This is a genomic window from Collinsella aerofaciens, assembly GCF_028206795.1.
Lineage (GTDB): Bacteria > Actinomycetota > Coriobacteriia > Coriobacteriales > Coriobacteriaceae > Collinsella > Collinsella aerofaciens_AX.
On sequence record NZ_JAQLFJ010000003.1, the window covers coordinates 179790 to 203292 of the forward strand.

General features: G+C 61.9%; 27 protein-coding genes and 1 tRNA gene. 13 read left to right on the forward strand and 15 right to left on the reverse strand.

The window, feature by feature from the left end:
* Positions 1-689: 689 nt before the first annotated feature.
* Both PMX70_RS03055 and PMX70_RS03060 read left to right on the forward strand, forming a co-directional pair.
* On the forward strand, positions 690-1799 hold the full coding sequence (locus tag PMX70_RS03055) for a site-specific integrase (RefSeq protein WP_271742836.1): 1110 nt from the start codon (positions 690-692) through the stop codon (positions 1797-1799).
* Between the two features lie 8 nt (positions 1800-1807).
* A complete protein-coding gene (locus tag PMX70_RS03060; protein WP_271742837.1) occupies positions 1808-1981 on the forward strand; it encodes a tyrosine-type recombinase/integrase in 174 nt (57 codons plus the stop codon).
* A 1-nt stretch (position 1982) separates the two neighbouring features.
* Here PMX70_RS03060 and PMX70_RS03065 read toward each other — a convergent pair whose 3' ends face one another.
* The gene (locus tag PMX70_RS03065) at positions 1983-3413 is read right to left on the reverse strand and encodes a DUF2256 domain-containing protein (RefSeq protein ID WP_271742838.1); all 1431 of its coding nucleotides are present in this window, start codon (positions 3411-3413) and stop codon (positions 1983-1985) included.
* A 116-nt stretch (positions 3414-3529) separates the two neighbouring features.
* Between PMX70_RS03065 and PMX70_RS03070 the strand changes: the two genes are divergently transcribed.
* The 7 genes from PMX70_RS03070 to PMX70_RS03100 all read left to right on the forward strand — a co-directional run bounded on the left by PMX70_RS03070 (position 3530) and on the right by PMX70_RS03100 (position 9285).
* Positions 3530-3736: a hypothetical protein gene (locus tag PMX70_RS03070; RefSeq protein WP_148332873.1), complete on the forward strand. Its 207-nt coding sequence runs from the start codon at positions 3530-3532 to the stop codon at positions 3734-3736.
* A 1-nt stretch (position 3737) separates the two neighbouring features.
* Positions 3738-4370 carry a hypothetical protein gene (locus tag PMX70_RS03075; RefSeq protein ID WP_271742839.1) on the forward strand — a complete coding sequence of 211 codons (633 nt, stop codon included), beginning with the start codon at positions 3738-3740 and terminating at the stop codon, positions 4368-4370.
* Between the two features lie 84 nt (positions 4371-4454).
* Positions 4455-4919, forward strand: a complete 465-nt coding sequence (locus PMX70_RS03080; protein WP_148332871.1) for a hypothetical protein — start codon at positions 4455-4457, stop codon at positions 4917-4919.
* Positions 4920-4976: 57 nt separating this feature from the next.
* The gene (locus tag PMX70_RS03085) at positions 4977-5435 is read left to right on the forward strand and encodes a hypothetical protein (RefSeq protein WP_271742840.1); all 459 of its coding nucleotides are present in this window, start codon (positions 4977-4979) and stop codon (positions 5433-5435) included.
* Positions 5436-5517: 82 nt separating this feature from the next.
* Positions 5518-5982, forward strand: a complete 465-nt coding sequence (locus PMX70_RS03090; RefSeq protein WP_271742841.1) for a hypothetical protein — start codon at positions 5518-5520, stop codon at positions 5980-5982.
* On the forward strand, positions 5975-7330 hold the full coding sequence (gene mobL / locus PMX70_RS03095) for a relaxase MobL (protein WP_271742842.1): 1356 nt from the start codon (positions 5975-5977) through the stop codon (positions 7328-7330). Before PMX70_RS03090 ends, mobL begins: the two co-directional genes overlap by 8 nt.
* Positions 7327-9285, forward strand: a complete 1959-nt coding sequence (locus tag PMX70_RS03100) for a type IV secretory system conjugative DNA transfer family protein (RefSeq protein ID WP_271742843.1) — start codon at positions 7327-7329, stop codon at positions 9283-9285. Before mobL ends, PMX70_RS03100 begins: the two co-directional genes overlap by 4 nt.
* Positions 9286-9386: 101 nt before the next feature.
* Here the strand turns inward: PMX70_RS03100 and PMX70_RS03105 are convergent, their stop codons facing one another.
* The 4 genes from PMX70_RS03105 to PMX70_RS03120 all read right to left on the reverse strand — a co-directional run bounded on the left by PMX70_RS03105 (position 9387) and on the right by PMX70_RS03120 (position 12105).
* Positions 9387-9620 (reverse strand): hypothetical protein, encoded by a 234-nt coding sequence (locus tag PMX70_RS03105; RefSeq protein ID WP_271742844.1) that lies wholly within the window; start codon positions 9618-9620, stop codon positions 9387-9389.
* Between the two features lie 500 nt (positions 9621-10120).
* Entirely contained in the window at positions 10121-10747 is a 627-nt protein-coding gene (locus PMX70_RS03110) for a DUF1648 domain-containing protein (protein ID WP_271742868.1), read from the reverse strand.
* A 457-nt stretch (positions 10748-11204) separates the two neighbouring features.
* Positions 11205-11801, reverse strand: coding sequence for a hypothetical protein (locus PMX70_RS03115; protein WP_271742845.1), 597 nt, complete (start codon positions 11799-11801; stop codon positions 11205-11207).
* 4 nt (positions 11802-11805) lie between these two features.
* Positions 11806-12105, reverse strand: a complete 300-nt coding sequence (locus PMX70_RS03120; RefSeq protein ID WP_271742846.1) for a DUF2958 domain-containing protein — start codon at positions 12103-12105, stop codon at positions 11806-11808.
* A 394-nt stretch (positions 12106-12499) separates the two neighbouring features.
* On the opposite strand from PMX70_RS03120, the gene PMX70_RS03125 reads away from it, so the two are divergent.
* The gene (locus PMX70_RS03125; protein WP_271742847.1) at positions 12500-12673 is read left to right on the forward strand and encodes a hypothetical protein; all 174 of its coding nucleotides are present in this window, start codon (positions 12500-12502) and stop codon (positions 12671-12673) included.
* Between the two features lie 43 nt (positions 12674-12716).
* On the opposite strand, the gene PMX70_RS03130 is transcribed toward PMX70_RS03125, so the two are convergent.
* Positions 12717-13115, reverse strand: coding sequence for a hypothetical protein (locus PMX70_RS03130; protein ID WP_271742848.1), 399 nt, complete (start codon positions 13113-13115; stop codon positions 12717-12719).
* Positions 13115-13426 carry a hypothetical protein gene (locus tag PMX70_RS03135; RefSeq protein WP_271742849.1) on the reverse strand — a complete coding sequence of 104 codons (312 nt, stop codon included), beginning with the start codon at positions 13424-13426 and terminating at the stop codon, positions 13115-13117. Before PMX70_RS03135 ends, PMX70_RS03130 begins: the two co-directional genes overlap by 1 nt.
* A 208-nt stretch (positions 13427-13634) precedes the next feature.
* Between PMX70_RS03135 and PMX70_RS03140 the strand changes: the two genes are divergently transcribed.
* Complete coding sequence (locus PMX70_RS03140; RefSeq protein ID WP_271742850.1) at positions 13635-14384, forward strand: HNH endonuclease; 750 nt, start codon at positions 13635-13637, stop codon at positions 14382-14384.
* A 20-nt stretch (positions 14385-14404) separates the two neighbouring features.
* Here the strand turns inward: PMX70_RS03140 and PMX70_RS03145 are convergent, their stop codons facing one another.
* Together PMX70_RS03145 and PMX70_RS03150 are read right to left on the reverse strand one after the other, a co-directional pair.
* Positions 14405-14542, reverse strand: a complete 138-nt coding sequence (locus PMX70_RS03145; RefSeq protein WP_271742851.1) for a hypothetical protein — start codon at positions 14540-14542, stop codon at positions 14405-14407.
* 353 nt (positions 14543-14895) lie between these two features.
* A tRNA-Met gene (locus tag PMX70_RS03150) sits at positions 14896-14972 on the reverse strand.
* 196 nt (positions 14973-15168) lie between these two features.
* On the opposite strand from PMX70_RS03150, the gene PMX70_RS03155 reads away from it, so the two are divergent.
* Positions 15169-15942 carry a type III pantothenate kinase gene (locus PMX70_RS03155; RefSeq protein WP_271742852.1) on the forward strand — a complete coding sequence of 258 codons (774 nt, stop codon included), beginning with the start codon at positions 15169-15171 and terminating at the stop codon, positions 15940-15942.
* A gap of 99 nt (positions 15943-16041) precedes the next feature.
* Here PMX70_RS03155 and PMX70_RS03160 read toward each other — a convergent pair whose 3' ends face one another.
* The 4 genes from PMX70_RS03160 to PMX70_RS03175 form a co-directional block, all read right to left on the reverse strand.
* Positions 16042-17238, reverse strand: a complete 1197-nt coding sequence (locus PMX70_RS03160; protein ID WP_271742853.1) for an ATP-binding protein — start codon at positions 17236-17238, stop codon at positions 16042-16044.
* A gap of 164 nt (positions 17239-17402) precedes the next feature.
* Positions 17403-18104: a hypothetical protein gene (locus PMX70_RS03165; RefSeq protein WP_271742854.1), complete on the reverse strand. Its 702-nt coding sequence runs from the start codon at positions 18102-18104 to the stop codon at positions 17403-17405.
* Complete coding sequence (gene folP / locus PMX70_RS03170) at positions 18105-19835, reverse strand: dihydropteroate synthase (protein WP_271742855.1); 1731 nt, start codon at positions 19833-19835, stop codon at positions 18105-18107.
* Positions 19836-19930: 95 nt separating this feature from the next.
* The gene (locus PMX70_RS03175; protein WP_195536035.1) at positions 19931-20683 is read right to left on the reverse strand and encodes an NAD-dependent protein deacylase; all 753 of its coding nucleotides are present in this window, start codon (positions 20681-20683) and stop codon (positions 19931-19933) included.
* 135 nt (positions 20684-20818) lie between these two features.
* On the opposite strand from PMX70_RS03175, the gene PMX70_RS03180 reads away from it, so the two are divergent.
* On the forward strand, positions 20819-21637 hold the full coding sequence (locus PMX70_RS03180; RefSeq protein ID WP_271742856.1) for an exodeoxyribonuclease III: 819 nt from the start codon (positions 20819-20821) through the stop codon (positions 21635-21637).
* A gap of 533 nt (positions 21638-22170) precedes the next feature.
* Here the strand turns inward: PMX70_RS03180 and PMX70_RS03185 are convergent.
* Positions 22171-22869 carry a DUF6580 family putative transport protein gene (locus PMX70_RS03185; protein WP_271742857.1) on the reverse strand — a complete coding sequence of 233 codons (699 nt, stop codon included), beginning with the start codon at positions 22867-22869 and terminating at the stop codon, positions 22171-22173.
* Between the two features lie 121 nt (positions 22870-22990).
* A complete protein-coding gene (locus tag PMX70_RS03190) occupies positions 22991-23428 on the reverse strand; it encodes a hypothetical protein (protein WP_117778675.1) in 438 nt (145 codons plus the stop codon).
* Between the last annotated feature and the right edge of the window lie 75 nt (positions 23429-23503).

Consider the following 23503-nt stretch of genomic DNA (forward strand, 5'->3'; position numbering starts at 1 on the left):
AACGGAAATCGGCGGATAGCGGGTAAGGGCTGGTGGATGGGGTGGGCCTGGCCGCGGGTTTGTCTCAATCTGTAACGGTAAGACCCTATTTTGCCGAGCAACTGTTACAGATCGAGACAAACCAAACCCGCCTGCTAGAAAATCTCAATCTGTAACAACAACTCGGCAAAATCCGTCCCTCGTGTTACAGATTTAGACAAACGGGGGCCGGCTGCCGGAAAATCTCGATCTGTAACATCTAGCCGTCCAAATCGGGTCTACGCGTTACAGATCGAGATTTTGTTTGAGAGGTTGAAAACCGTGCCGAAAACACGGTCCCGGAATAACAAAAAAGCTCGCCGGCTAGGCCGACGAGCTGCAAGTTCTTGGTCGCGGGGGCAGGATTTGAACCTACGACCTCCGGGTTATGAGCCCGTAGTTTCCAAACTATTTGACACTCTTTGATACCGCTTGACACCGTTATATAAGCAGGTAGATATGCATTTCTTCCAAAAACCCCAAATATCGGTTCTGTTCAATTTCGACCAAAATTCGACCACTGAAAACTTGACTTCCGCCACTGCGTGGCATACGCTCGGAGCAGCGCACCCGAAGCGCCCGCTTCACGGGCCGCACGGGCGTGCTGCTCCGAGCGTATGCCACGCAGCCATGGAGTCACACTCGTATTCATTTGACCAAAGGATCGGCACATGAGCAGGCCTCTTGTCGTTGGTAAGGGAAGCGCCCTTAAAAGCAAGACGCAGAAAAACGTCTACTATATCAGGCACAACATGGGCAAAGACCCCGTTACCGGCAAATATAGGTACTCACCTCGCCGAAAGGTCTATGCGAAGAACAAGTCGGAATTGAGAGCCGAGCTCGAAGCATATAAGGCTGAGCTCAATAGCGGGCTCACCATCAAAGACCCCGATAAGACCGTTTATCAGTACACCAAAGAGTTCCACGACGATCGCGTGGACGCCGAGACCATCAGCCCGCTTGCCCTTGACCGCGAAGAGCTTGAAATTAAGGAAATACAGGAGCTTTTCGGCAATTATCCCGTAAAGGACCTGAGGTCCCACATAATAAACGCCGGTTATGCTGAAGCCCGCAAAAGTGGAAGATTCTCCGAATCTGAGCTGCATAAAATCAGTGTAAAACTGAATCAGATTATGAAGGCCGCCATGCTTGACGACTTGATTGTCAAGAACCCCTGCGCCGGTACCGTCATCCCGCGGCCCAAAGGAAAAGAGAGGCAGGCTCTTTCCCTCGATGAAGCCCGGAGGCTTCTCTCCCTCCTCCTTTCACAGGAGATGGACTCCCACAGAATAGGCACTCTCCTGTTGCTCGATACCGGCATGCGCCGCGGAGAGATGCTCGGACTCAGATGGGGCGACGTCCATTTTGGCGACGGCTATGTCCGCATCGACGGACAGTATGCCGCCGACAAGCTGGTCAGAGACCCAAAGAGCTCAACGGGAAAAAGGTCCGTCTCTTTGAGCCCGCTTGCACTCGAGAGGCTCGCCGCCTGGCGCGAGCTTCAGCGCACGCTTCTCGCCGAAGTCGACCTCGAACAGGCTTCTGGCACCCCGATTGTGCACACATTAGTCGATCCCCAAAGAAACACGAGGGCTAAAACTAAAGATGACAAAAAAGAAAGAGGGGGCCAGTCGCCATCGCGCACATGGACCCAAATTGCTTTTCGCGATGGTTCCGCGAATGGTGCTCGGACTATGGCTTTGGGCAGTTCAGAGAAATCACGCACTACATTGAGCGAGACGGAAAGAGGTACGCTCGAGGTACAAAGTACTCCGGCCTGACCCCACACATGCTCAGGCACACGCAGGCAACGTTGCTGATCGGAGAGAACGTCGACATCAAAACCGTCAGCAGCCGCCTCGGGCACAGCACCGTCAAGCTCACGCTAGACACCTATGCACACGCAATTGCCGCCAAGGACCAGGCCGCCGCAAACACCATCGGCAACTTGCTTTCAAATTAAATCAGCCCTTCGCGTTCGATGCGTTTCGCCTCGCGTTCGCCCTCTTCCTGCTATTCCTGGCGTTCTTTGCTCTCGTGCATTCCTCTGAACAGCATCGCGATTTGCCGTTTGCGGTGTCGGCGAACGGCCGGCCACAGTGCTCGCATATTTTGACGACATCAACCGAATAGCTCTTTGCAAGCGCAACCCAAAGGCGTGTAGCAGCATCGGGCACGCAAAGGTCGAAAGAGGAGCCGCGACCATAATCGATGACGCCATTAGCCATCTGCGGCGGACTCTGCCGCTTGGGCTCGAGGATTCTCCTCCACCTATAACCCGCGCAGCGCGAGAACCACTCCGTCATGTCCTGCACCAGATGCGAGGCCAGGGATTCCTCGGTCTTGAGAACGCGCTCGGAAGACTCGTCGAGCCCCCTGAGAGCATCACCAGGCACCCTTGCAACAAAAGACGGACCTGGAAAGTCAGTTTCCCCAACCGTCTCCATAAAGGACAATGTATCGTTCTTGCACCACCTGACATACGAACGCTCGACCATGGCAGTTCCGGGCTCAATCCTTTCATTGATCACCGTCCACTCGCCACCGCGCTTAAGTCCGCCCACGAAACCATCCCTAAACTCATGGTCGCTAGGGATTTGCAGGTTGGTGAGAACCACGTACGCGGTTTTATTTGCCTCAATGTTGCCAAAGCAATACACGCGCCAATAGGGATCCAAAACCCCCAGCGAAGACGGCGAACCCATCTCGACCGACGAAGCCAGGGAGGAAATCTTCATTGCCCCGACGACCGAAAGCCAGGCATCAAGCGGTTCGTCGATTTCATAGGGACCGACTCTCCCCACAAAGCCAAACAAAGGACCGGTTACGCGCGCCGCGGCAGCGAATCTCTCCCAAGGATCGATGTTGGAAGCCTTGTCACCGGGATGCGGCGCGTCGTCGACGCGGCAAACCGGTGCCGGCACTTCTGACAGGGCGAGCAGCATTGCACCAACGCTTCCGTAATCTTCCAATTTACAAGACGGCAGAACGCCTTCCGGAAGACCGTCAAGAACCACGGAGCGAATCAGGCCGAAAGCAAGGTCCTTGTCCGCCCCCGGCGCGTCTGTTTCCACACTCGACGGCCTGTTCGGCATACCGATTGACCCTTCGCGATAGGTGAAGCTCATGTGATCGCCAGCATTCTCGCCCGCAACGTCCGGAACGAGACGACCGTTCTCGTGAAATTCAAGCCCGTCCTTCGTCTTATAACCGACCTGAACCTGACCGGTCGCGGGATCAAGCGGCATAATCGGCCAATCTCGCCATTCATCTTCAGGCGGCAAAGACGACTCTCCCTCCTCCACAACGTCGATAGTCCTTGAGTCCGATTCGTCACTCTTGACGTCGGTCAGCAGCGATTCAATCTTCTTTTTAAAAATATTGATAAGCATCATCGCAGGTAAACCCCCGTAATAGGTGATGTAATACCCCGGTTTATGCCCACTGGCGGCATTGTGTAGTCACGGAGCAGTTCCCGTCCCGTACCACACATACCGAAGGAGGCATTCACATGGACGACAACGAAACGCCCGACATCCAGAACGGCCCGATTCTCACCCGTGATGAGGTCGCCGACAAGCTGCATCTCACCCCCGACACCGCCGGCCAGCTCATCGCTCGCACCGGCATGGGCATCTACCTTTGCCGTCGCACATATATTTATGAGCGCGATCTCAACGCCTTTCTCAGCGCCCTGCGCGGCAAGGGCGGTGAGTAGCGTGATTGACTACGAGGGTCTGCCCGCGACCAAAAACTATTACGACACCCTCGGCACCGTCATTACACCCAAGGCCTGGCAGGCGCTGCGCGGCCCCCGTCGCAACGCCCATCGCATCCCCCCGAACACCCCCGAGCTCATTGCCGAGCGCGCCGCCGTCATCTTTGCCGCCAAGACCGCAACCGCAAAAGAAGAAGAGTCTGCGCGCCTCTCCGCCGGCGCGTGGATTTGGATTGCCCGCGACGACGATAACGCTGCGGCTGCGGAAGCCGTTGCCATCGCGATGTCCTCATGCGAGCGCACCTCTTTCACAAGCGCGCCGGAGCTCGCCAAAGCCTGGAACGGCGGCGAGCTCTTTGGCCCGAACTCAAAATCGCACGCCGTCGACCCCTATCGCGACCCTCCCGTACTCGTCATCGCAGACGTCGGGGCCAGCCGTATGCGCGAGGAGACTGACGCGCTCCTCGAGCTGCTCGGCGACCGTCGACGCCACAAACGCGCAACCTTGTTCGCATCAACGTTCACCGGAAAAAGCGTCGGCCGAGCGCTTGGGGCAGCCGGAGGAAACCCCGAACGCATACACGAGCTCATCGAGCTGATTAGCGCCGGGGTGCGCGAAGGGAGGCAGTCGTGACCAGCACGAGGGCGCGAGCTCCGCCCTACAGCGGTATTCGCCATTAGCAGCTTTTCTATACGTCTCAACATTTAGGAGGTACTTATGCGGCATCAGACTGTCGTAGTCCAGACGGACAGCGGTCCGGCCCTTGTCTTCGACACCGCCAAGAAGCGCTATGTCTACCATGGCAGCCAGGACACCCCCGTCCTCAACCCCGAGCACACCGAAGACGCCCAGAGCGTCTGGATCCCGCAGTTCAAGCAGGCGATTCCGAACGTTCCCCGCACTTTCATGGCGTTTAGCCCCACTGACGAGGCCGTCGACGCGATGGATTGTCTCGCTGCCATCGACGAGTGCTATGGCATCCCCGACTACGAGCTTGTCAAGATCGCAGCTCGCGCCTATGTCGTCAACGGCACCGGCGCGGCGCACGACGCGTTTGTCAAACGCTTCGCGGCTCGACTCGAGGACATCACCCAGGAACTCGGTGTCTTCGGCGCGGTCCCCATTGGACTCGCCGATCGCGCCCCCTTGCCCCTCTTCACCGTCGAGGACATCGACGACTAGCCCATCGTACGCCGCCGCCCGAGCGGGCGGCGGCCCTCTCACATCGAAAGGAAAACCATGCCCAAGAAAAGTGCCGATAAGAACCACAAGCCCCTCACCCTCAACGGCCACTCCTTCCGCATCCCCTCGGACGCCGAATGCCTGCTCGACGGCTGGAGCACCTACGGCGTCCAGCCCATCGTTATCGAGCCCGCAGAGAAGATCGAGGGCATCCCCGGCGCCTTCGTCATCGCGTCCCACTCCTCCGTCCCCAACATCCCTTACGTCGCGCCCGCCATCGTCGCGGAAATCGCCAAGCGCTGGCCCGGCATCGACCCCCGCGAGCTCGCCAGGGTCATCGTCGGGGTCGCCCGCAGCGGCGATCGCTCTTACACCCCGGACAGCGTCCTCCGCGGTATCGATAGCATCCTGGACCTCGATGCGACGGGAGTCGTGAACAAGCTTGTCGCCTATCCTCCCCTCCCGGCAGACCAGGCGCCCGAGAGCTATCCCAACGTCCTTCTCGAAGACGAGTAGGGCTCAAGCGGGGCGGATCGACAACGGTCGGTCCGCCCCTGCTTTCGGGCCGATGATCACCGCACATCGAAGAGAGGACCGAATGACAGCAGCAACAAAGAACGTCAGCGTGAAGCTCGACTCAAAGCTCTACACCGCCCTCAAGACGCGGGCAGAGCTCAACGACTCCAACGTCAGCGACGAGATCCGCTCGCTCCTGCGCTCGGCGCTCGCCGCGGAGGGGCTCGACCTCTACGGCAACGAGGTCGCGGGCTTCATACGCGGCGTCGTCGACGCGCGATTGGACGTCGCCGCACTCGACATCGAGCGCAAGCTCGACGCCACCGAGGACCGCATCGCCGCGGTCCTCTCGCGCCCCATGACCGCCGCCATCATGGCCGGCCTCATGTCGGCCGACGTCCTCAAGGCCTCCTACGCCTCGCTCGACGACGTCCCCGTCGCGGACATCTGGAAGAACTACCTCGCGCAAGCCGGCGAGCTCAGCCGCGCCGGCCTCGGCCAAATCGACGAGGTGAAGCTCCACGCGCGCGAGCGCGCCGATGGCTAGCCCGCCCGTCATCGTCAACCACTCCGTCGTCCGCGCGGGGGCGTCCACGAGGGCGTCCGCCGCGGGACTGGCGGCATACGCCGGCACCCGCCGCGGCGTCGTCATCGAGGTCAGCGAGGCCGACGACAGGAGGCTCGGCGTCGACGGCCTGGCCGCCTACGCCGCGAACAGGACCGGCTCGACCGGCGGCCTCTGGGGCGCGGACGGCCCGGTCGCCGTCGCCGAGGCGAGGCGCGCCATCGCCCAAAACGGCGGCGCGGTGCTCACCACCGTCGTCACGGTCCCGAACGACATCGCCCCAGATGCCGGCCTCGACCGCCTGGACGCCTGGCAGGCCCTGGTGCGGTCCGAGTGGCCGAGGCTCTTCTCCGAGATGACCGGCGTGCCCGAGAGCCGCGTGGAGTTCTATGCGGCGATGCACATCAACGGCACGAGCCACCACGTCCACATCCTCACGGTCGACCGCTCGGGCGACTGGGACTCCCTGCTGCCAAAGGGGAAGATGGAGGCGGCCAGACTCGAGATCTCCTCGAAGGCCATGGCACCGCTGCTGCGGGAAGCGTACATCGAGCGCGACCTCGCGAGGAAGGCGGCCCTGGAAGCAGTTGCACGAATCGACCGCGGAAAGCTCGACATCGGCCTGCCGCCGAACGGAAGGATCGAGGCCGCCCACCTCAGGCGTTTCCATCCGGAGGCCTCCGCCGCGTTGAGGGAGGCCCTCGGCCAGGCGGCGTCCGACTCCCCCGCACTCGCCGGCGCACTGAAGCGCCACAAGAAGGCGGTCGAGAGGTGCGCCGACCTCAAGTGCCTGACCGGTGAGGCGCGGGATGTCTACGTCCGCAAGGCAGCCGCCGACCTCGGCCTCCGGTGCGAGAACGCGGCGCTGCGGGTCATAGCCCCAGACAGGACGCCGGCTCGCGAGGAGGTGCCGACACGACGCGCCGCGCCCCAAACCGGCCCCGCGACGGAGAGGCGGCGGGAAGCCGGACTCGCCACCGAGGCCCGCTCCTGCATCCCGAAGGCGCGCCTCGAAAGGATCGCACGAAAGGCCGCGCGCGGCCGGGCCCTCGAGCCGGCAGACCTCAGGGGGTGTCCCACGGCGGACCGGGCGTTCAGGCGCGCCCCGTCGGCAGGCACCGCCCTAGGGCGCGCCGCCGCGATGGCGACCCTGGTCGCCAGGGAGACCACGCGGGACGCCAGAGGACGCGACATGGGAGACGAGGCCGGCGAGAGGGCGCTGAGACTCATCGCCGCGACCCTGAGGGTCCTCGCCTCCGGCGGCACCGGGCCGTCGAGCGTCCCCGCAGTGAAGATAGCGAACAGGATAGAGAGGACGATCACGAGATGAAACCGAAATCCTTCAACCGCGACATGAAAAAGGAACTCGCCGGCACGCTCGCGGCCCACGGCGTCGCCGCCGTCATAGCCTGCGCCGCGACCGCCGGCGCCTGGGACTACGCCAGGTGGTGGCCCCTATCCCTCATCTCGGGCCTCTCCGTCCTGCTGCGGCTGCCCACGGCCGACCCGGGCCCCGAGCCCGCCTACGTCTTCCGCGGCCCCCTCGAGGCGGCCGCCGACGCGGCGGCGTCGGGCCAGGCGGGCGAGCTGCTCGCGGCGCTCGCCCTCGTCGCGGCCTCCGTCCTCGCGCTCGGATTCGTTTCTTGGGGCCGCTCATGGGCGAGACTCCACGACGGGACGTTCGCCGGCGACCGCGCGCCCACGCGCACGCACGGGGACGCCTGGCTCGAGTCGAGGCCCTCCAGGGTCGCGAGGCGCTGCCCTCCCTGGGACGGGAAGGCCGCCGCGAAGGGACTCGTGGCGGCCGGCTGCATCGGCGGTGGGATCGCGATGGTCCCCGCCGTCCACTGCCTCATAAGGGCGGGCAGCGGCGCGGGCAAAAGCAGACGCGCGACGGCACCCTCGATCGTCGCGGCGATCGACCGCAACGCCCACGGGATCCCGACGTCCGTCATCGTCCACGACCCGAAGTCCGAGATTCGCGCATGGACCGAGCCGCTCGCCAGGAGGGCCGGGATGGAGGTCGTCGCCATCCGGCTCGACGAGCCCGTCAAGTCGGCGAGGTTCAACCCCCTCGACCGCGCCATCGCGGCACTCGGGACCGAGGGCGTCGCAGGTGCCGTGGCCGAGCTCCGCGAGCTGTCGGCGGCCATCGTGCCCGACGCCTTCTCCTCCGGCCAGAGGTTCTTCACGGACGCCAGCCGCAACCTGCTGACCGGCCTCTGCCTGCTCGCGATAGCGGACGGGCGGATTCCCGACGGTGCCCGGAACCTATCGACCGTGCTCGCGCTCCTGGAGCCCCGCGACGGGAAGAGCTCGGTAAAGTCGCTGGAGGAGCTCGCCGCGGACCTGCCGACGGGAAACCCGGCGCGCCAGTTCCTCCTCGTCGCCTCGTCGAACGGCGGCGGAGGGGAGGCCCTCGTCTCCACCGCGCGCAACTACCTCATGTCCTTCTGCGACGACGACGTCAGCCGCATGCTCTGGGACGGCGAGGTCGACCTCGCATCGGTCGGACGCAAGCCCACCATCCTCTACATCGCCAGCGCGACGGACCGCGGCGACCGCGGCGCACTCGTCTCGTGCATATTCTCGCAGGCGCTGTCGGCGCTGCGCGAGACCGCGCGCCTGTCAGGCGGCAGGCTGCCGGCGGAGACCCTGCTCGCCATCGACGAGGGCTCGGGCATCCCCAAGATCCCGCGCCTGCTGGGCGACCTCGCGGAGGTCCGCAGCATCGGGCTGCACGTCGTCTTCGTGCTCCAGAACACCCATCTGCTCGAGGCGCGATGCGGTTACTCCAGGGCGGAGTCGGACGCGCTGCTGACGCTGCTCGGCACCCAGGTCGTCCTCTCGGTAGAGTCCGTCGACGAGGCGGAGGAAATCAGCAAGCGTCTCGGCGACTACAGCGTGAGGACGACCGGGGAGAGCTCCACCAAGGGGACGCAGAGCTCCTCGTCCGGCAAGTCGTTCTCCGTGGCGCGCCGCCCGCTGATCACACCGTCGGAGCTCATGGCCTGGAGTGCGCGCGAGAACGGCGCGCTCGTGATCGACGCGGAGGGCCCGATGGCGCTCGCCAGCCGCGACATCACCGAGACGTTCCTGGGGCCGCTGCTGGGCCTGACGCCGCCGGGGGCCGAGGACGCGCTGCTCGCGCGGGCGCTCGAGGGGGAGGTCCGCAACGCCGGTCCGGCACCGGTATGGCGCATCCCGGAGAAGCCTAAAAAGCCCAAGGGGTCGCCGTCCGGCGGCAGGAAGCGCAAGGTATCCGCCGCGCCCGACGGGTTCTGATGCGTCATACGGCCCTGCCTGCGAAAACGGCCCGCCGTCATACGGCGCGCGAGGCGCGTATGACGGCGGGCCGTGACCGCCTTCCGGTTTAACCGGCTATGCTACCAGCGGAAACGAACTCGGCACGCCGAGTTGCGCCGCAAAATCCCGGGCGCCCGTAGTGCGCCCTTATCCTGCTCATGATGGCGCACCTCAACCCAAAGGCCCTCCAACACGTCGTCGAACCCGAAATCGAGCTCCGCCTGGACGCTCTCGCCGAGCGCATCGCCCAGGGCGAGCTCCGGAACCTTCGTCACACGGCCGTCCAGCCACTCAATCTCTGTCATCGCGCGCATGGTGCAAGCCCCTTCCGACACGGGATTGTCAGCTCAACCCGACCCTTACCCATACGGACGAACATAACTCGCCAGGGGAAGCCCCTGAAGGCCGTGCGCCACAACATGAGGCCGAATCCGCCCCCGGCTGGACAGGCCAACAACGAAGGAGCACACGGAACCGGCGCGGCGTTACAACCGTCCCGGCAAGCGTGTCACTTGGCCAAGTCATGATGCCGACAAACCCGGAAATGCTCCAACGGAGCGCCGAACGAGCGTAACAATATAAAGCCGTGCAACACGCGTTGGACGACCAGAACATCCCAAACAAAGGCCTGTCGGTCCCACCTTCAAGCCCAATAGCAAAATGTGCATCAGCGGATTTGCAGCGATACAAGTCTCAACCGTCACCATCACACCGCAGCGCGCCTAGTCCCACTCATCCTACTGCAAATGTCCCAGAACGAGAAAACGTCCAGCTTAACATGCCAACCTTTATATCCGCACGCGCGTAATTCAACTCATAAGGACCGGCTATCCCTTACCTGTGACACAATCTCAAACGCACAGAACAGAATCATCAGTCCAATCATCGCATAAGAGGCAGCCGAACCTTCAAGCACTATTCCACAAAGAACAATCTCCGCGCCGCCAATAAGAACTGTTATCAGGCGCTCTGCCTTTTTGCTCTCGCCGCTCGCATAAAAAGGCGGCAAAGCGCACAAGATCACATATAGCCCGGGAAGGGAATACAGGATCGATAGTCCAAGTCCCCCATCAACCGCAGTGCTTTGCGTAAGAATCAACTGAACCCAAACGGCAATTATCACTGAGCAGGTTGTCGATAAAAGAAGACTAGAAATATAGCACGCAACAAAGTCCCGTCGCATTCGAACAGAGAAATCCGCGAACTCTCTTCGCCGCGTGGAAACAATAAGGTACGCAGAAATTGCAATAGAACCAATCAGAGAAAACAGCGGAACAATCAGCAATTCAAGCTTATTACCCCATCGATCAACCACGCCCCCACTCCAATGAGCGGGAATTGTATCAGGGAGGACTGACCAAGCCGCCCATAGAATCAGAAATGGAAGAATAGAGAGGACGAAAGATGATAACACTGCAGTAATTTTTTTTGAGGCTCTCATCGATTCCGCATCTCCTTGCGCGCTCACATTCCACTCCGCCTTAAATCAAGTATAAATACACAGTCTTTCAAGACAGCTATTCAACATTGGTGGTCACCGCTATGGACAATGTGAACCACCTAAACGAACTCTCAATACAGTCCCAGCTTAGCACCCTTGAAAAACTGGTCGCGGACGCGGAACAATCTACCGACGCAAGACGCGATTTCGAAGCTCAGCCTCGTGCCGTATTCCAGAAATATGGAATTACAGACCTCCAAATCAAAGCGGGAAATCGAAAAGTCTCTGTACGAACTGGTGGAGTCAACCGAAAAGGAGGCGCGTGTCCCCGTTGCACGCGCAGTATATCGTCGTATCCAGCTCCCACCGTCCAAGTGCCTTGGACGGTGGGAGTTCCGCATCCCCGGGAAAGGAAAAGCGCGGCCCATCCGGACCGCGTCCGCGCCCTCCTCCCATTTCACCCCGCGACGTAGACCGTCCGCCCCGTCTCGCAGTCGATGGTCTCGGCATCCCCGAAACCGACCCGGACGGCCGCCCATCCGCCGGCGGCTGCCGACGCATCGGCCTCGGACCTCGCGGCGGCGATGAGGCGCTCGAGCTCGGTCGAGCCCGCCGGCGCGGTCCCCACCTCGAACGCGCCGCCGTCGCCTCCCGACTCGTACTCGACGACGACCGTCGAGCCGAGGGCCTCCTCCAAGGTCTCGGTTAGGCCGCCCATGCTGTCGAGGGCGTGGTCGGCGACCGTGGCCAGCGGGTAGCGGGCCATCCCGGACGCCGCCGAGCGGCCGGCCATGCGGAGCAAGCCGGCGGCCTCGAGTGCCTCGAGGAACGCCGCGGGCGCGTCGGCGTCGATGGCGACGTTGCCGCGCCCGCGGCACCACTCGGCCGCCGACGGCACGCTCGCCGTGAGCACGCCCCACTCGGCCATGTAACCATCGGAGCGCGGGTCCGTGGCGTCGAGGAGAAGGACGGCCAGGCCGCCGCCCGCGTACTCCCCGGCCACGAGGGCGAGGCGGACCGCCTCGCCCATGGAGTCGAACTCGACCGTGACCATGTGTCTACCTCCTCCTGACGGCGCTGAGCGGCCTCGGGGAGAAGTGCTCGTCTCGCTCGACGGCGGCGAACCCCATCTGGCGGTTCAGCTCGGCCATCTCCTTGATGCTAAAGTAGCCGAGCTCGTCGTCGTAGCCCTCGACGAGGCCGAACGCCTCGTCCGTGCCGTCGAACTCGAGCAGCCACCAGCCCCATCCGTTCACGCACGAGAAGTAGTGGGCGTAGACCGTGGGGTCCTCCGCCCCGTCCTGCTCGTAGAGCCTAGGCACCGTCTTGGCGATTTCCCTCGTCATCAGCTGCTGCATCTTTCCCTCCGTTCCGGGCACGTGGCCCTCAACATCTCGCCCCTGCGGGCAAAGCCGAATGGCGACGCCGCGCGTCGTCGTCGGCTTTGCTCCCTGCAAAGCCGCACCGGAGCGAAGACGGGTCAAGGGAGGTCCATGACGACCTCCACCAACCGGAGCGGAGCGGAGGTTTGTGCGGGGTCTCATGGGCCCCCTTGACGCGGCGTAGCGGAGGTGCCACCCGGCCGCGGAGCCGTGGCCGCCGTCGGCGGATGCCGTAAAACGTAAAACGCTGTTTATGTTGGCCCGGACAGCACCTGCTATCATCGCCTTTCTCGCATAGAGAGGATTGTTTCGGCATGGAAGAACGTCATGTCACGACGGGGACGGACCGAGCGAAGCCGCCCAGCGGCTCATGGACGGTATCGGGGTATTCTCCGAGATCGAGGATTATGGCAGAAGGATTGAAGTCCTCGCCGAGGCCATGTCGGTCGGGATCAGGATCGCGGACCACGAACTGCTCGCGGCATGCGGTGCGCTCCTCGCGGCGACGAGGAACCGGAGCGAGTGGACCGGAGCTTGGCTCTAGCCGACGTCACCCTCTGCGTTCCGCATGACGACCCAACCCGCGTTCACCGGACGCGCGTGTCGGCAGGCGGTGCGGAAACGTCGTTCTTCGAGCGGGTGTTCTCGAACGCCCAGACCCACCATCGCAGGCGGTCATCTGCCCCGTGAATGGGGTCCTCCCTGTGGTAGTGCTCCAGCATGAGCTGAGTGGTCCAGCCGCCGAAGCGCACCGTGTAGACCGCCGTCTGCGCGTCGTGGATGACCGCGCCGAAGGGGTCTATTCGAATGATTTGGTCGATCGTGAAGCCACGGCCGTCCGGCCAGCAGACGCGGACAGGCACCGTCGTTCCGTCGGCGTTAGTGCGGGCGTAGACGTCTACGTACTGCTTATGGACGCGTCTGCCGGGCTTGTCGCCGTTGGCGCGAACGGTGATGCCGCCGCCGAAGTCCTTTGTGTGGCCCATCACCCGGGCATCACCGCCATGCCGCCACCGCGCTCGACGAACCAGTCGCCGTGCTCCCACCAGACCGTTTTGCGCTGCCTCGCGATGCAGACGTCGTAACGCACACAGAGGTTACCGAAGATGGCGCGGCCGAACTCCTGGCGGGTGTAGATGCTCTCAACCTTCCAACTGCGGCCGTCCGGCCAGTGGATGGTGACGGGATCGGACGGGCCGTGGTCGGGGTCGTCCGCGCCGTTGGCGTCCACGGGGATGTAGATGCGCTGTGCATCGGTGGGTATGCCGCAGGTTCCCGCAAGCGAGTGCTTTTTCATGATCATGCGCGTACCCCCGAACATCCGTTTGTATCTCACGGGTTTCATTGTCGAACGAATGTTCTTGATTGTAAAGCGAACGTGGTGTGGGGGTTCGGTGTGCGGTGTCCGGACGGAGGGGCATGGATGTATCGCGTGGAAAGCGCCCGCGATCCGGAAGACCCGCGTCTTGGTATCATTTTGCCATCCTTGGGGAAGGAAGAATGCCATGACTCAGCTCTATGAGATAGACGGGTACCACTATATAGTCGACCTGACGCCCTATTTCGTTCTCGGCGTGCTGGTCATAGCCCTGGTCTGTGCAATCGCGGTCCTGGTTCGCAGGATTCTGGCGAGCCCCTTTAGGTATCCCTACTACGTGGCCCGCTTCGATGTGTCTGGCAGGCGCAACGTGAGGATCGAGGACTACATCGACCGTCACCTGATGGACCCGGCCGGTTGGGACGCCATCGTCGCCCATAGGGCATACATCCAGAACTGGAAGCACGAGCAAGAAGAGTATCTGAAAACCTGCCGGCTCCGCAGCCGGCGCGAGCGTCAGTACGCCGAGGCGGTCGACGATGACAGGGCCTTTAGGTTCATCACCTGCCGCGACCAGACGAGGTACAAGCAGGCCAACTACGTGAAGACGTCCTACAAGGTGTCGATGGATGATTCCGAGCTTGACGTGAACTGGGAGTGGATCGTCGAGCGTCGCATCCGCCTCGCCGCTATCAGCGACGAGGCGACGCTCAGGGACTATCACGCCAAGAACCAGCGAAGGCTGATGACGAAGCAGCTGCGCGAGCAGATCGCCCGCCGGGACAACTACACCTGCCAGATATGCGGGAAATACATGCCGGACGGCGTGGGCCTGCACGTCGACCATATCGTGCCGGTCGCGAAGGGCGGCAAGACCGTTCCATCCAACCTGCAGGTGCTCTGCTCGAAATGCAACGGGCGGAAGGGCGCGCGGTAGCGGCGCGTTGCAGACACGCGCTATTCGTCGAAGAAATCGGTGTCAACGGCCTTGATCTCGTAGACCTGTCTCGTGCTCACGCCGACGCCGTAGTCGATCATGAGGCCGGCGAACGCGCCGCCGTCGCCGCCCGACTCGTGCTCGACGACGACCGTCAAGCCGAGGGCCTCCTCGAGGGTCTCGGGCAGGCCGCCTCGTACTTGTCGCCCTTCTCCTTGGTCGTTGCCGACCCATTGACGATAGGATCAAGGGCATCGTAGACGGTCTTCATATAGCGACTCCTTTGTTGTTATTCAGACGTCACAGACGTCACTGCCATTAGCTAAGGACCGCCGAAACTCCTCCCAATTGGAGTTTATCGGTCGATAAGTCAAGCCGACCGGCCCGCGATTATCAATGGTTTATTTGCTTCACATAATAAATTGACTCAGGATTCACCCGCAATTCACCCGCAAAGTAAACCGATAAAGAAAAAGCTCGGAAGCAATTTTGCTTCCGAGCTGCAAGTTCTTGGTCGCGGGGGCAGGATTTGAACCTACGACCTCCGGGTTATGAGCCCGGCGAGCTACCAGACTGCTCCACCCCGCAATGTCTGGGCGCCTCATGTGCGCAAGAAAGAATATTACGTGGGAGTTCGGTAAACGGCAAGGAAAATCTCGTAGAGCATAATTCCTTCATATTTAAACCTCTCAGCCCATATCACCGTCAACGAATCGCAGCCGAGCGCCGGCATCGGCGCGTATACAATGGTGCGCGTCCTTTTACGCCGACACCTGGAGTAGACATGCTGCTCGCTATCGATATGGGAAACACGCAGACGGCCATGGGCCTGTTTGACGGAGACAAGTTGGTGCAGTCGTGGCGCATGCCCACCGACCGCTCCTATACCGCCGACGAGATCCACGTGCGCCTGATGGGCTTCTTTAAGATGTACGGGCTTTCGCTCGACGCGGTCGATGCGATCGCCTTTGCCGGCGTGGTGCCGCAGCTCTCGCGCGAGTGGCACGCCGTGGCCGACCGCATCGCAGCAGACGCCATCGTTATCGGGCCGCAGACGGCGGCCGTGACCAAGCTGCGGGCGGCGCGCCCCCAGGCCGTTGGTGCCGACCGCATCGCCAACGCCGTCGCTGCCGAGACCTTCTACGGCGCCCCGGCGATCGTGGTGGACTTTGGCACCGCAACCAATATCGACGTCATCGACGAGGACGGCTATTACATTGGCGGAGCGATTGCGCCGGGCATCCGCATCTCCATGGACGCGCTCGCCGCCCGAGCCGCCAAACTCGCCAGCGTTCCGCTCGAGGCGCCCGAGCACGCCATCGGCCGCGATACCGAGGAGTGCATCAAGGTCGGCGCCGTAACGGGCGCCGCCGCCATGGCCGAGGGCCTGGTCGCGCGCATGAAGCGCGAGCTGGGGCGCGAGGACGCCACCGTTATCGCCACGGGCGGCCTCGCCAGCATCGTTGCCGATTCGACCGACGCCTTCGACATAGTCGACGGCCAACTCACCATCAAAGGCATCTGCGAAATCTACCGCCGCATGCAGGAGCTGGGGTAGAACGGGCGCCAAGTCGTGCGCGCCAGCTCGCAGCAACCAGTCGCCAATCCTATTCCTCAAAATCGAAAATTTTTCAGTTTTGAGGAATAGGACTTTTTGCTAAGCCTCGCCGCACAACCACCTCGCCAGGTCCACGATCTGCACCCCATTGCGGTCCGTGGCCTCGTGATGCGTGCGGGCGAGAATCATCTTGGGGTACGCGTCGCCAATGCTCAGCAGTGGTGAAATCTCGCGTTCAAATGTCTTATCCGAGCTGATGTCGTCGCTCACCTGAATATAGAGCTTCTCGCTCCGTTTGATTGCTACAAAGTCTATTTCCTTTTTATAGAGCACGCCGACGTATACCTCGTATCCGCGGCGCAGCAGCTCGACTGCCACCATGTTCTCGTATACGCGTCCCCAATCCATATCACGCGTACCAAAAAGTGCATATTTAAACGCATGGTCCGCCAGATAGTACTTCTCGCCGCTCTTAAGGTATTTTTTACCGCGAATGTCGAACCGGCGAACTTTATAGAAGGCAAACGCATCACACAGGTACCCCATGTACGCACCGACCGTTTTGTTCGTTATCTTTAGCCCATCTGCGTTCAAAACATCCGTAATGTTGCGTGCCGACGTTATGTTGGAGACGTTGTCCATCATGTAATCGGCAATGCGCAGCAGTGCCGATTCGTTTCTCACGTTATGCCGCTGCACGATATCCCTCACGATGAGCGTTTTGAAGACATTGGAGAGATATTGGTAGCGCTGCTCCTGCAGTGGATAAGGGTAAGAGCCGGACATACCGCCGGTTCTCGCGTACCCATCGAAGTCGCGATCGACCTCGCCCTCGTCACTATAGAAGCGATACTCCTCAAACGAGAATGGGAAAACCTCGATCTCGAACGTGCGCCCCGTAAAGAGCGTCGACAGATCGCTCGACAGCAAAAAGGCGTTCGATCCGGTGATGAAGATGTCGTACTGCTCGGATGCATGGAGGCTGTTAATCGCGCGTTCAAAGCCGTCGCACATCTGAACCTCGTCGATAAGCAGGAAGTTTTGCTTGTCGGACACTCGATGCTCTTTCACATAGGCGAGCAGGGCATGATATTCGAGCAGGCCCTCGAACTCGTCGAGGTTGTAATTGATATGGATGACATTCGAATTGGACAGATTTGCCTCCACGTAATCGCGGAGGGCCTCGAGCAATTTTGACTTACCGCTACGGCGAATGCCCGTTATGACCTTGATGTCCGGTACGCCAATAAGGCTCGTCAACGTGTCCATATATGACGTTCTATTGATGAGTTTCATTGGTGCCTCCCTGCGGTCTTCTATCGCTATTCCTCAAAAACGAAAAATATTCAGTTTTGAGGAATAGGGTGCTGACAACCCATTCCCCAGACAACAAGACCCTCCCCGGCACAGCCGAGGAGGGTCTTGTTGTCATCGCTATCTTTGAGCGCGGGCGCCTCGCGTTACAGCCCGCGAATCCGTACGGCCTCGGGCGGAAACTCCTGCTCGCCGGCATCGGTCTTGATGGTCGCGCGGCCCCAGATGTCTAGGCCCGCAAACACACCGACCGCAAGCGGCAAACCGTTGGGCGACACCGCCGCAACCTGACGACCCAGCAGCGGCACCATATCGAAGTACTCACCCAGCACCGGAGCCAGCGGGCCGGCAGCGCCCTGCGGCATGTTGGCGGCAACCGCCCAGGCGTCAACGCGGGTCAGCACAGCGGCGGCCAATGCCTCGATCAGCGCCTCATCTGCCATATCCACGCCAAGCTCACCCAGCGCCGCACGCTCAATATCAACCGTCACCGCGGCAAACATGCCCGCAGCACCGGCACCGCCGTTCACGGCAACACGCGCGAGCGACGTCTCAAACGCAGGCGCACCGCACACGATATCGCTCGGCCACTGGATACCCACTTTACCGGCAAGGCCCAACCCCGGCGTCGAAGCCGTGCCCACGAGCGCGTCCATCATGCCCATCGCGGCCACAAACGGCAGGCCGTGGAAGGCATGCATGTTCACATCGGGGCGCACAACCAGCGAAAACGTCAGCGAAGCATCGCCCACGCTCCACGCGCACCAGCCCACGGACACGCCCTCGCGGCCCGCGTCACGCGCCGCGTCGAGCTCGGTGCCAGCGGCAACAGCATTCATCTCGATCATCTACATACGCCCCAATTCGCCCACGATATGGCCCACGCGATCCTCGGGCTCCTTGACCTCGACGCCGTTGTAGCGGAAGAACCGCGCCGGGTCGTGCATCAGATCCTCGAGCGGCACCAGCACAAAGTCACGCTCGCCGATCAGCGGATGCGGCAGGCGCAGCTTTTTGCCGCCGTGGGTCTCGCCGTCCATCCACAGCAGGTCCAAGTCGATGGTGCGCGGACCGTTGGCCTTGGCCTTTTTGGAGCGGTCGCGACCCAGCTCGGCCTCGATCTTCATGAGCTCGTCGAGCAGCACCAACGGCGCCAGCTCGGTCTTAATCTCGATGACGGCGTTGGCAAACGCGTCCTGGCGCGTCTCGTAGGCCGGCTCGCTCTCGTAGATCTTGGAGGAGTTGGACACGCAGGTGAGTGGAATCTCGGCGATCATGTCGCGTGCGGCGCGGATGTTGTCACAGCGATGCCCCAGGTTGGAGCCCACGGCCACAAACGCGCGGCGCGGCTGCGGCTTGGCAACTGCCCAGTAGCCGTTCAGGAACTGCGCAAAACCCGCGGCGTCGTGCACGCGCACGATGTTGGCACCGGCCTGGATGGCGCCCAGGCACACGCCAAACGTAGCGGCATCGCGCTCGGCGGCCTCGGTCACGCCCGAGACGGCGCCCACAAAGCGCTTGCGCGATACGGCGCACATGAGCGGATAGCCCAGTGACGCCATCTTGGCAGTCTCGCGCTGGATGACGATGTCCTCGTTGGCCGTCTTGCCAAAGCCCGGACCGGGATCGATGCAGATGCGGTCGCGCGACACGCCGGCGTGAATGAGCGCGCGGGCCTGGTCGGACAGAAAGCCCATGACGCGGCGCATGATGGGCGCCGAATCGGGCAGGGTGAAGCGGCGGAGCTGCGAGGTGGGCACGTAGGCTTCCTCGCGGCGGGCGCTGCGGCGCATCATGGCGGCCAGGTGGTCATTGGGCTCCGATGCGGCCTCGGTGGCCTCGGGCGCGGGCGCGACGGTCTCGGCGGCAGCAGCCTGCTCGGCGGCCGGCGTCTCCTGCTCGCTTGCAGGCTCGGTCGCGGGCTCAGGTTCGCCAAACGGCAACGAGGGCTGCACCACGCCACCCGGAAGCTTGGCCTCCGGCTTAGGCTCACCCAGCAACTTGCCGCGACGGCGGCGAGCCGGCTTCTCGGCCTCACGCGCGGCCTCGGCAGCCGCCTCGCGCGCCTTCTCGGCAACAAACGCCGCCGCCGAGGTATCGAGCTGCACCGTTGCGTGCGTGCGCGCGGGCGCGGCGACCTCGCCGGCATGCATCACGATGACGCCGCAGGTGCTCGTCTTAACAAACTCGACCATCTTGGGGTCGGTGAAGCCGGTCACGTCGTTGACGATCGAGGCGCCGCAGCGCACGGCCGCCTTGGCAACCGCCACGTGACGCGTGTCGATCGAGACGATGGCGCCCTCCTTGGCCAGCGCGCGCACCACGGGCAGCACGCGGCGAGCCTCCTCGTCGGGATTAACCGGGGTAAAGCCGGGGCGCGTGGACTCGCCGCCTACGTCGATGATGTCGGCGCCGGCGTCGAGCATCGCCAGGCCGTACTCGATGGCGGCATCCGGGTCGAAGTGCTCCCCGCCATCGCTAAACGAATCGGGCGTCACGTTGAGGACGCCCATGATGCGCGGACGGTCAAAGCTGAGCTCATACTTTCCGCACCGCCATGTCTTGCTGTCGTTCGCCATGAACATCCTCCTAAAATGCCCACGCCGCCGAGCTTGGGGAGCTGGCGGCGGGGTCGCTTTGCACTCAGTCTTTCTATTGTATCCGCGTACACGGGCTAGAACGCAAACGCGGCCGCGATGTCGCAAGAAATCAGCAGGTCGGCATTTGCATCCTGATCGGTGGGGGCAAGGTTGCATATGGCCAGCGTATCGCCGGTAAAGTAACGCGTAAGGCCCGCCGCCGGATACACCACGAGCGAGGTCCCGCCTACAATGAGGGCATCGGCCGCGGCGATGGCGGCAACGGCACCGGTCAACACATGCTCGTCGAGCGGCTCTTCGTAGAGCACCACATCGGGCTTGATGCGACCACCGCACGCAGGGCACACGGGCACGCCCGCGGCGTCCTCATGCTCGCGCGAGCAAATCCACTCGGCGCTATAGACCGCGCCGCACGACTGGCAAATGTTGCGATGGACCGATCCGTGCAGCTCGAACACGCGCTGCGAGCCCGCCATCTGATGCAAGCCGTCGATGTTTTGCGTCACCACGGCATCAAGCTTGCCGGCGCGCTCCAGCTCGGCCAGCTTGGTGTGACAGCGGTTGGGCTTAGCGTTAAGCGCGATCATCTTGGTGCGGTAGAAGTCGAAGAACTCGGCCGGATGCGCCTCGTAAAAGCTATGCGACAGCATGGTCTCGGGCGGATAGGCAAACTGCTGGTGATACAGGCCGTCCACGCTGCGGAAATCGGGGATGCCGCTCGCCGTGGAAACACCAGCGCCGCCAAAGAAGACCACGCGCTTGTGGGTGTCAAACAGATCCGCCAGCGCGGCGGACGCCTGCCTGGGGTCCGATATTGCCTGCGTCATATGAGTCCTCCGTCCTTGTTGATCGGGCGGCGTCGGGCGATATCCCAGCATGCGACCTTTAAGTCAGCATGCGCGGAGCCCACCCCGCCCCTGTTGCGCTAATCTTAAGCCTGCCAACCCCGTCGAAAGGACACCATGCCTCAGACTTACACTTTCGCCTCGTGGAACGTCAACGGCCTGCGCGCCGTGCTCAAAAAGGACCCGAGCTTTATCCAGATCGCGCAAGAACTCGACGTCGATATCCTGGCGCTGCAAGAGACCAAGTTGCAAGAAGGCCAGGTCGATATTGACCTGCCCGGCTATCACCAAACCTGGAGCTACGCCGAGCGTAAAGGCTATTCGGGCACTGCGGTCTTTAGCCGCCAGAAACCGCTGCGCGTGCTGCACGCCGACGCACTGCTACCCTACGCCGGCGAGAACGAGGCGGCCGAGCTCGTCGCCCAAGCCGCAACCGAGGGCCGCGTCTGCGCGCTCGAGTTCGACAAGTTTTGGCTTGTGGATGTCTACACGCCTAACGCCCAAAATGAGCTCGCGCGCATCGATGTACGCATGGCTTGGGACGATGCCTATCGCGACTTTTTGAGCGCGCTTGAACGCGAGACCGGTAAGCCCGTCGTAACCTGCGGCGACTTTAACGTGGCGCACGAGGAGATCGACCTTAAGAACCCCAAATCCAACCGCGGCAACGCCGGCTTTTCGGACGAAGAGCGCGGCAAGTTTACCGAGCTGCTCAACGCCGGGTTTACCGATACCTGGCGCACGGCAAACCCCGACGTCGAGGGCGTCTACAGCTGGTGGAGCTATCGCTTTAATGCCCGCAAGAACAACGCAGGCTGGCGCATCGACTACTTCCTGGTAAGCGACACAATCGCCGACAACGTACGCGACACCGGCATCCGCGGCGACATCTATGGCAGCGACCACTGCCCCGTCACCCTTACGTTGGAGCTCTAACTCCAGCTGCCCCCGGAGACGAAGGAAAACGGATCATTTTGGGCCTCGTGAGGGTGTCCGCGTGACCCATCCGCCACGAAACACGCCCATCTACTACGTTTAAGCCACCACCCTCAACCACAGCGAACAACGCAAAAAGAAAACCGCAGGTAGAAAGCCTGCGGTTTTTCATAAAACGCGGTCATGGTCGGGGGTATCAAGCTAAACGTAGTAGACGGGCCAGTTTCGTGGCAAGCGCCGTCAACTGGTTCCCTGGGGACATCTGGGGACGGAAGAAAATGGATCAATTTGGCTCTCTGAGGGCCACGATGCCCGTCATATCAGCCGGCCATTCCAAAACTTTGCCGGTTTACGGGGCTGAATCGCGAACCCCTAACCATACGCAATTCCGAGATAATAAAACCGCAGGTGAACGGCTTGCTCTATTTCGAAAAAAGCCGGCATGGTCTGCCTGCGCCAATCTAGCCCCGTAAACCGGCATAGTTTTGAAATGGCACTTCGACAGTATTGATTCCGCCCCGGCGCAACCAGCCCTACAGCCCGTATTTCACGACGACACGGTTAATGCGACGGCACCAAGGCTTGTACAAGGCGGCCAAAAACACGCAGGTCGCAAGGCCGTGCGTAATATCGAACGGCACTGCCGTGGCAAGACGCGCCACGGCACCCGCCCAAGTAAGCGGCTGTACAAAACCAATGATGTCATACGCGTTGATCACGACGCCATACAGCAAGCCCGACGCAAAGCCATACGCCAACAGTGACGGCATTCGCACGGTTCCATCGGCGCGGTCAAACGCGCCCGCATGCGCCAGTGCGCCACCGATATAGCCCACCAAACCCCAGGCATACATCTGCCACGGCGTCCACATGCCCTGCCCAAAAAAGAAATTGCTGGTCAGCGCTGCCAACGCGCCAACCATAAAACCATTGCGGCGACCAAGCGTCGCCCCCGCGATAATGGCGATGGCGCTCACCGGTTTAAAGTCGGGAATGGGACCGAACAAGATGCGCCCCGCCGCGGCCAACGCCGCCAACACCAGCGTGGGCATAATCTGGCGCAGGCCCGGGCGCGAAGCCTCGTAACCCGCAAAGAACAGCGCAAGCACCAGCGCCACCACAACCAGCATGGCCAACGCTGCCTGCTCAACGCCCGCCAGCAACGCCGCAGCCATCACCGCAGGAACCGCCAGCAGCAGCGGGATTTCCATATGTTGCAAGACGCGTGACAACGGCAGCCCCCATCAAACGAATGTCCGTTTATGGTAGCACGGGCAAAATGAGGCCGACCAATCCCCCGGCCGGCCTTGGCTGCCAGTCGATCAGGCTTTCGCCACGCGACCGGTCTTGGCGCTATTCGCCCGTAACTTTAGCGGCAATGGCCGCGACAAAAGGATCAAACAGCAAGCCGCCCACAACGACAAAGGCCCATCCGCCCACCACGAGGCGAACCCAGCGCGAGAAAAACGGCACACCGTCGATAACGCCAACGCCTGACTGAAACGCGACTTCAAATAGCCCGATAATGCAGAAGAGCAGAGTAGCGCCCACAACGGTTCCGCAAATCCGTGCGCCCGGAGTGTTCCGATCAAAACCAAAAAACTCAACGCACGTCTCAATTGCTTTGCCAAAGAGCGGCAAAAAACCCACGAACTGTGCAATACCGATGGCCAGAATAAGCTGCCCCCAGAAACCAGTAAGTCCCTGAAAATCTAAGCCAGGCTTTCCCTCAACAATCGGCAGAAATGAACACATGAATAGAGGATTAACGATGCCGTTGAGAATGGTCACAGCGGTACTCTTTTTTAGTGTCAAGTAGACCAACTCCTTTTGCCCTTGTCGGCCAGGCCCAAAGGGCGGAAGCGA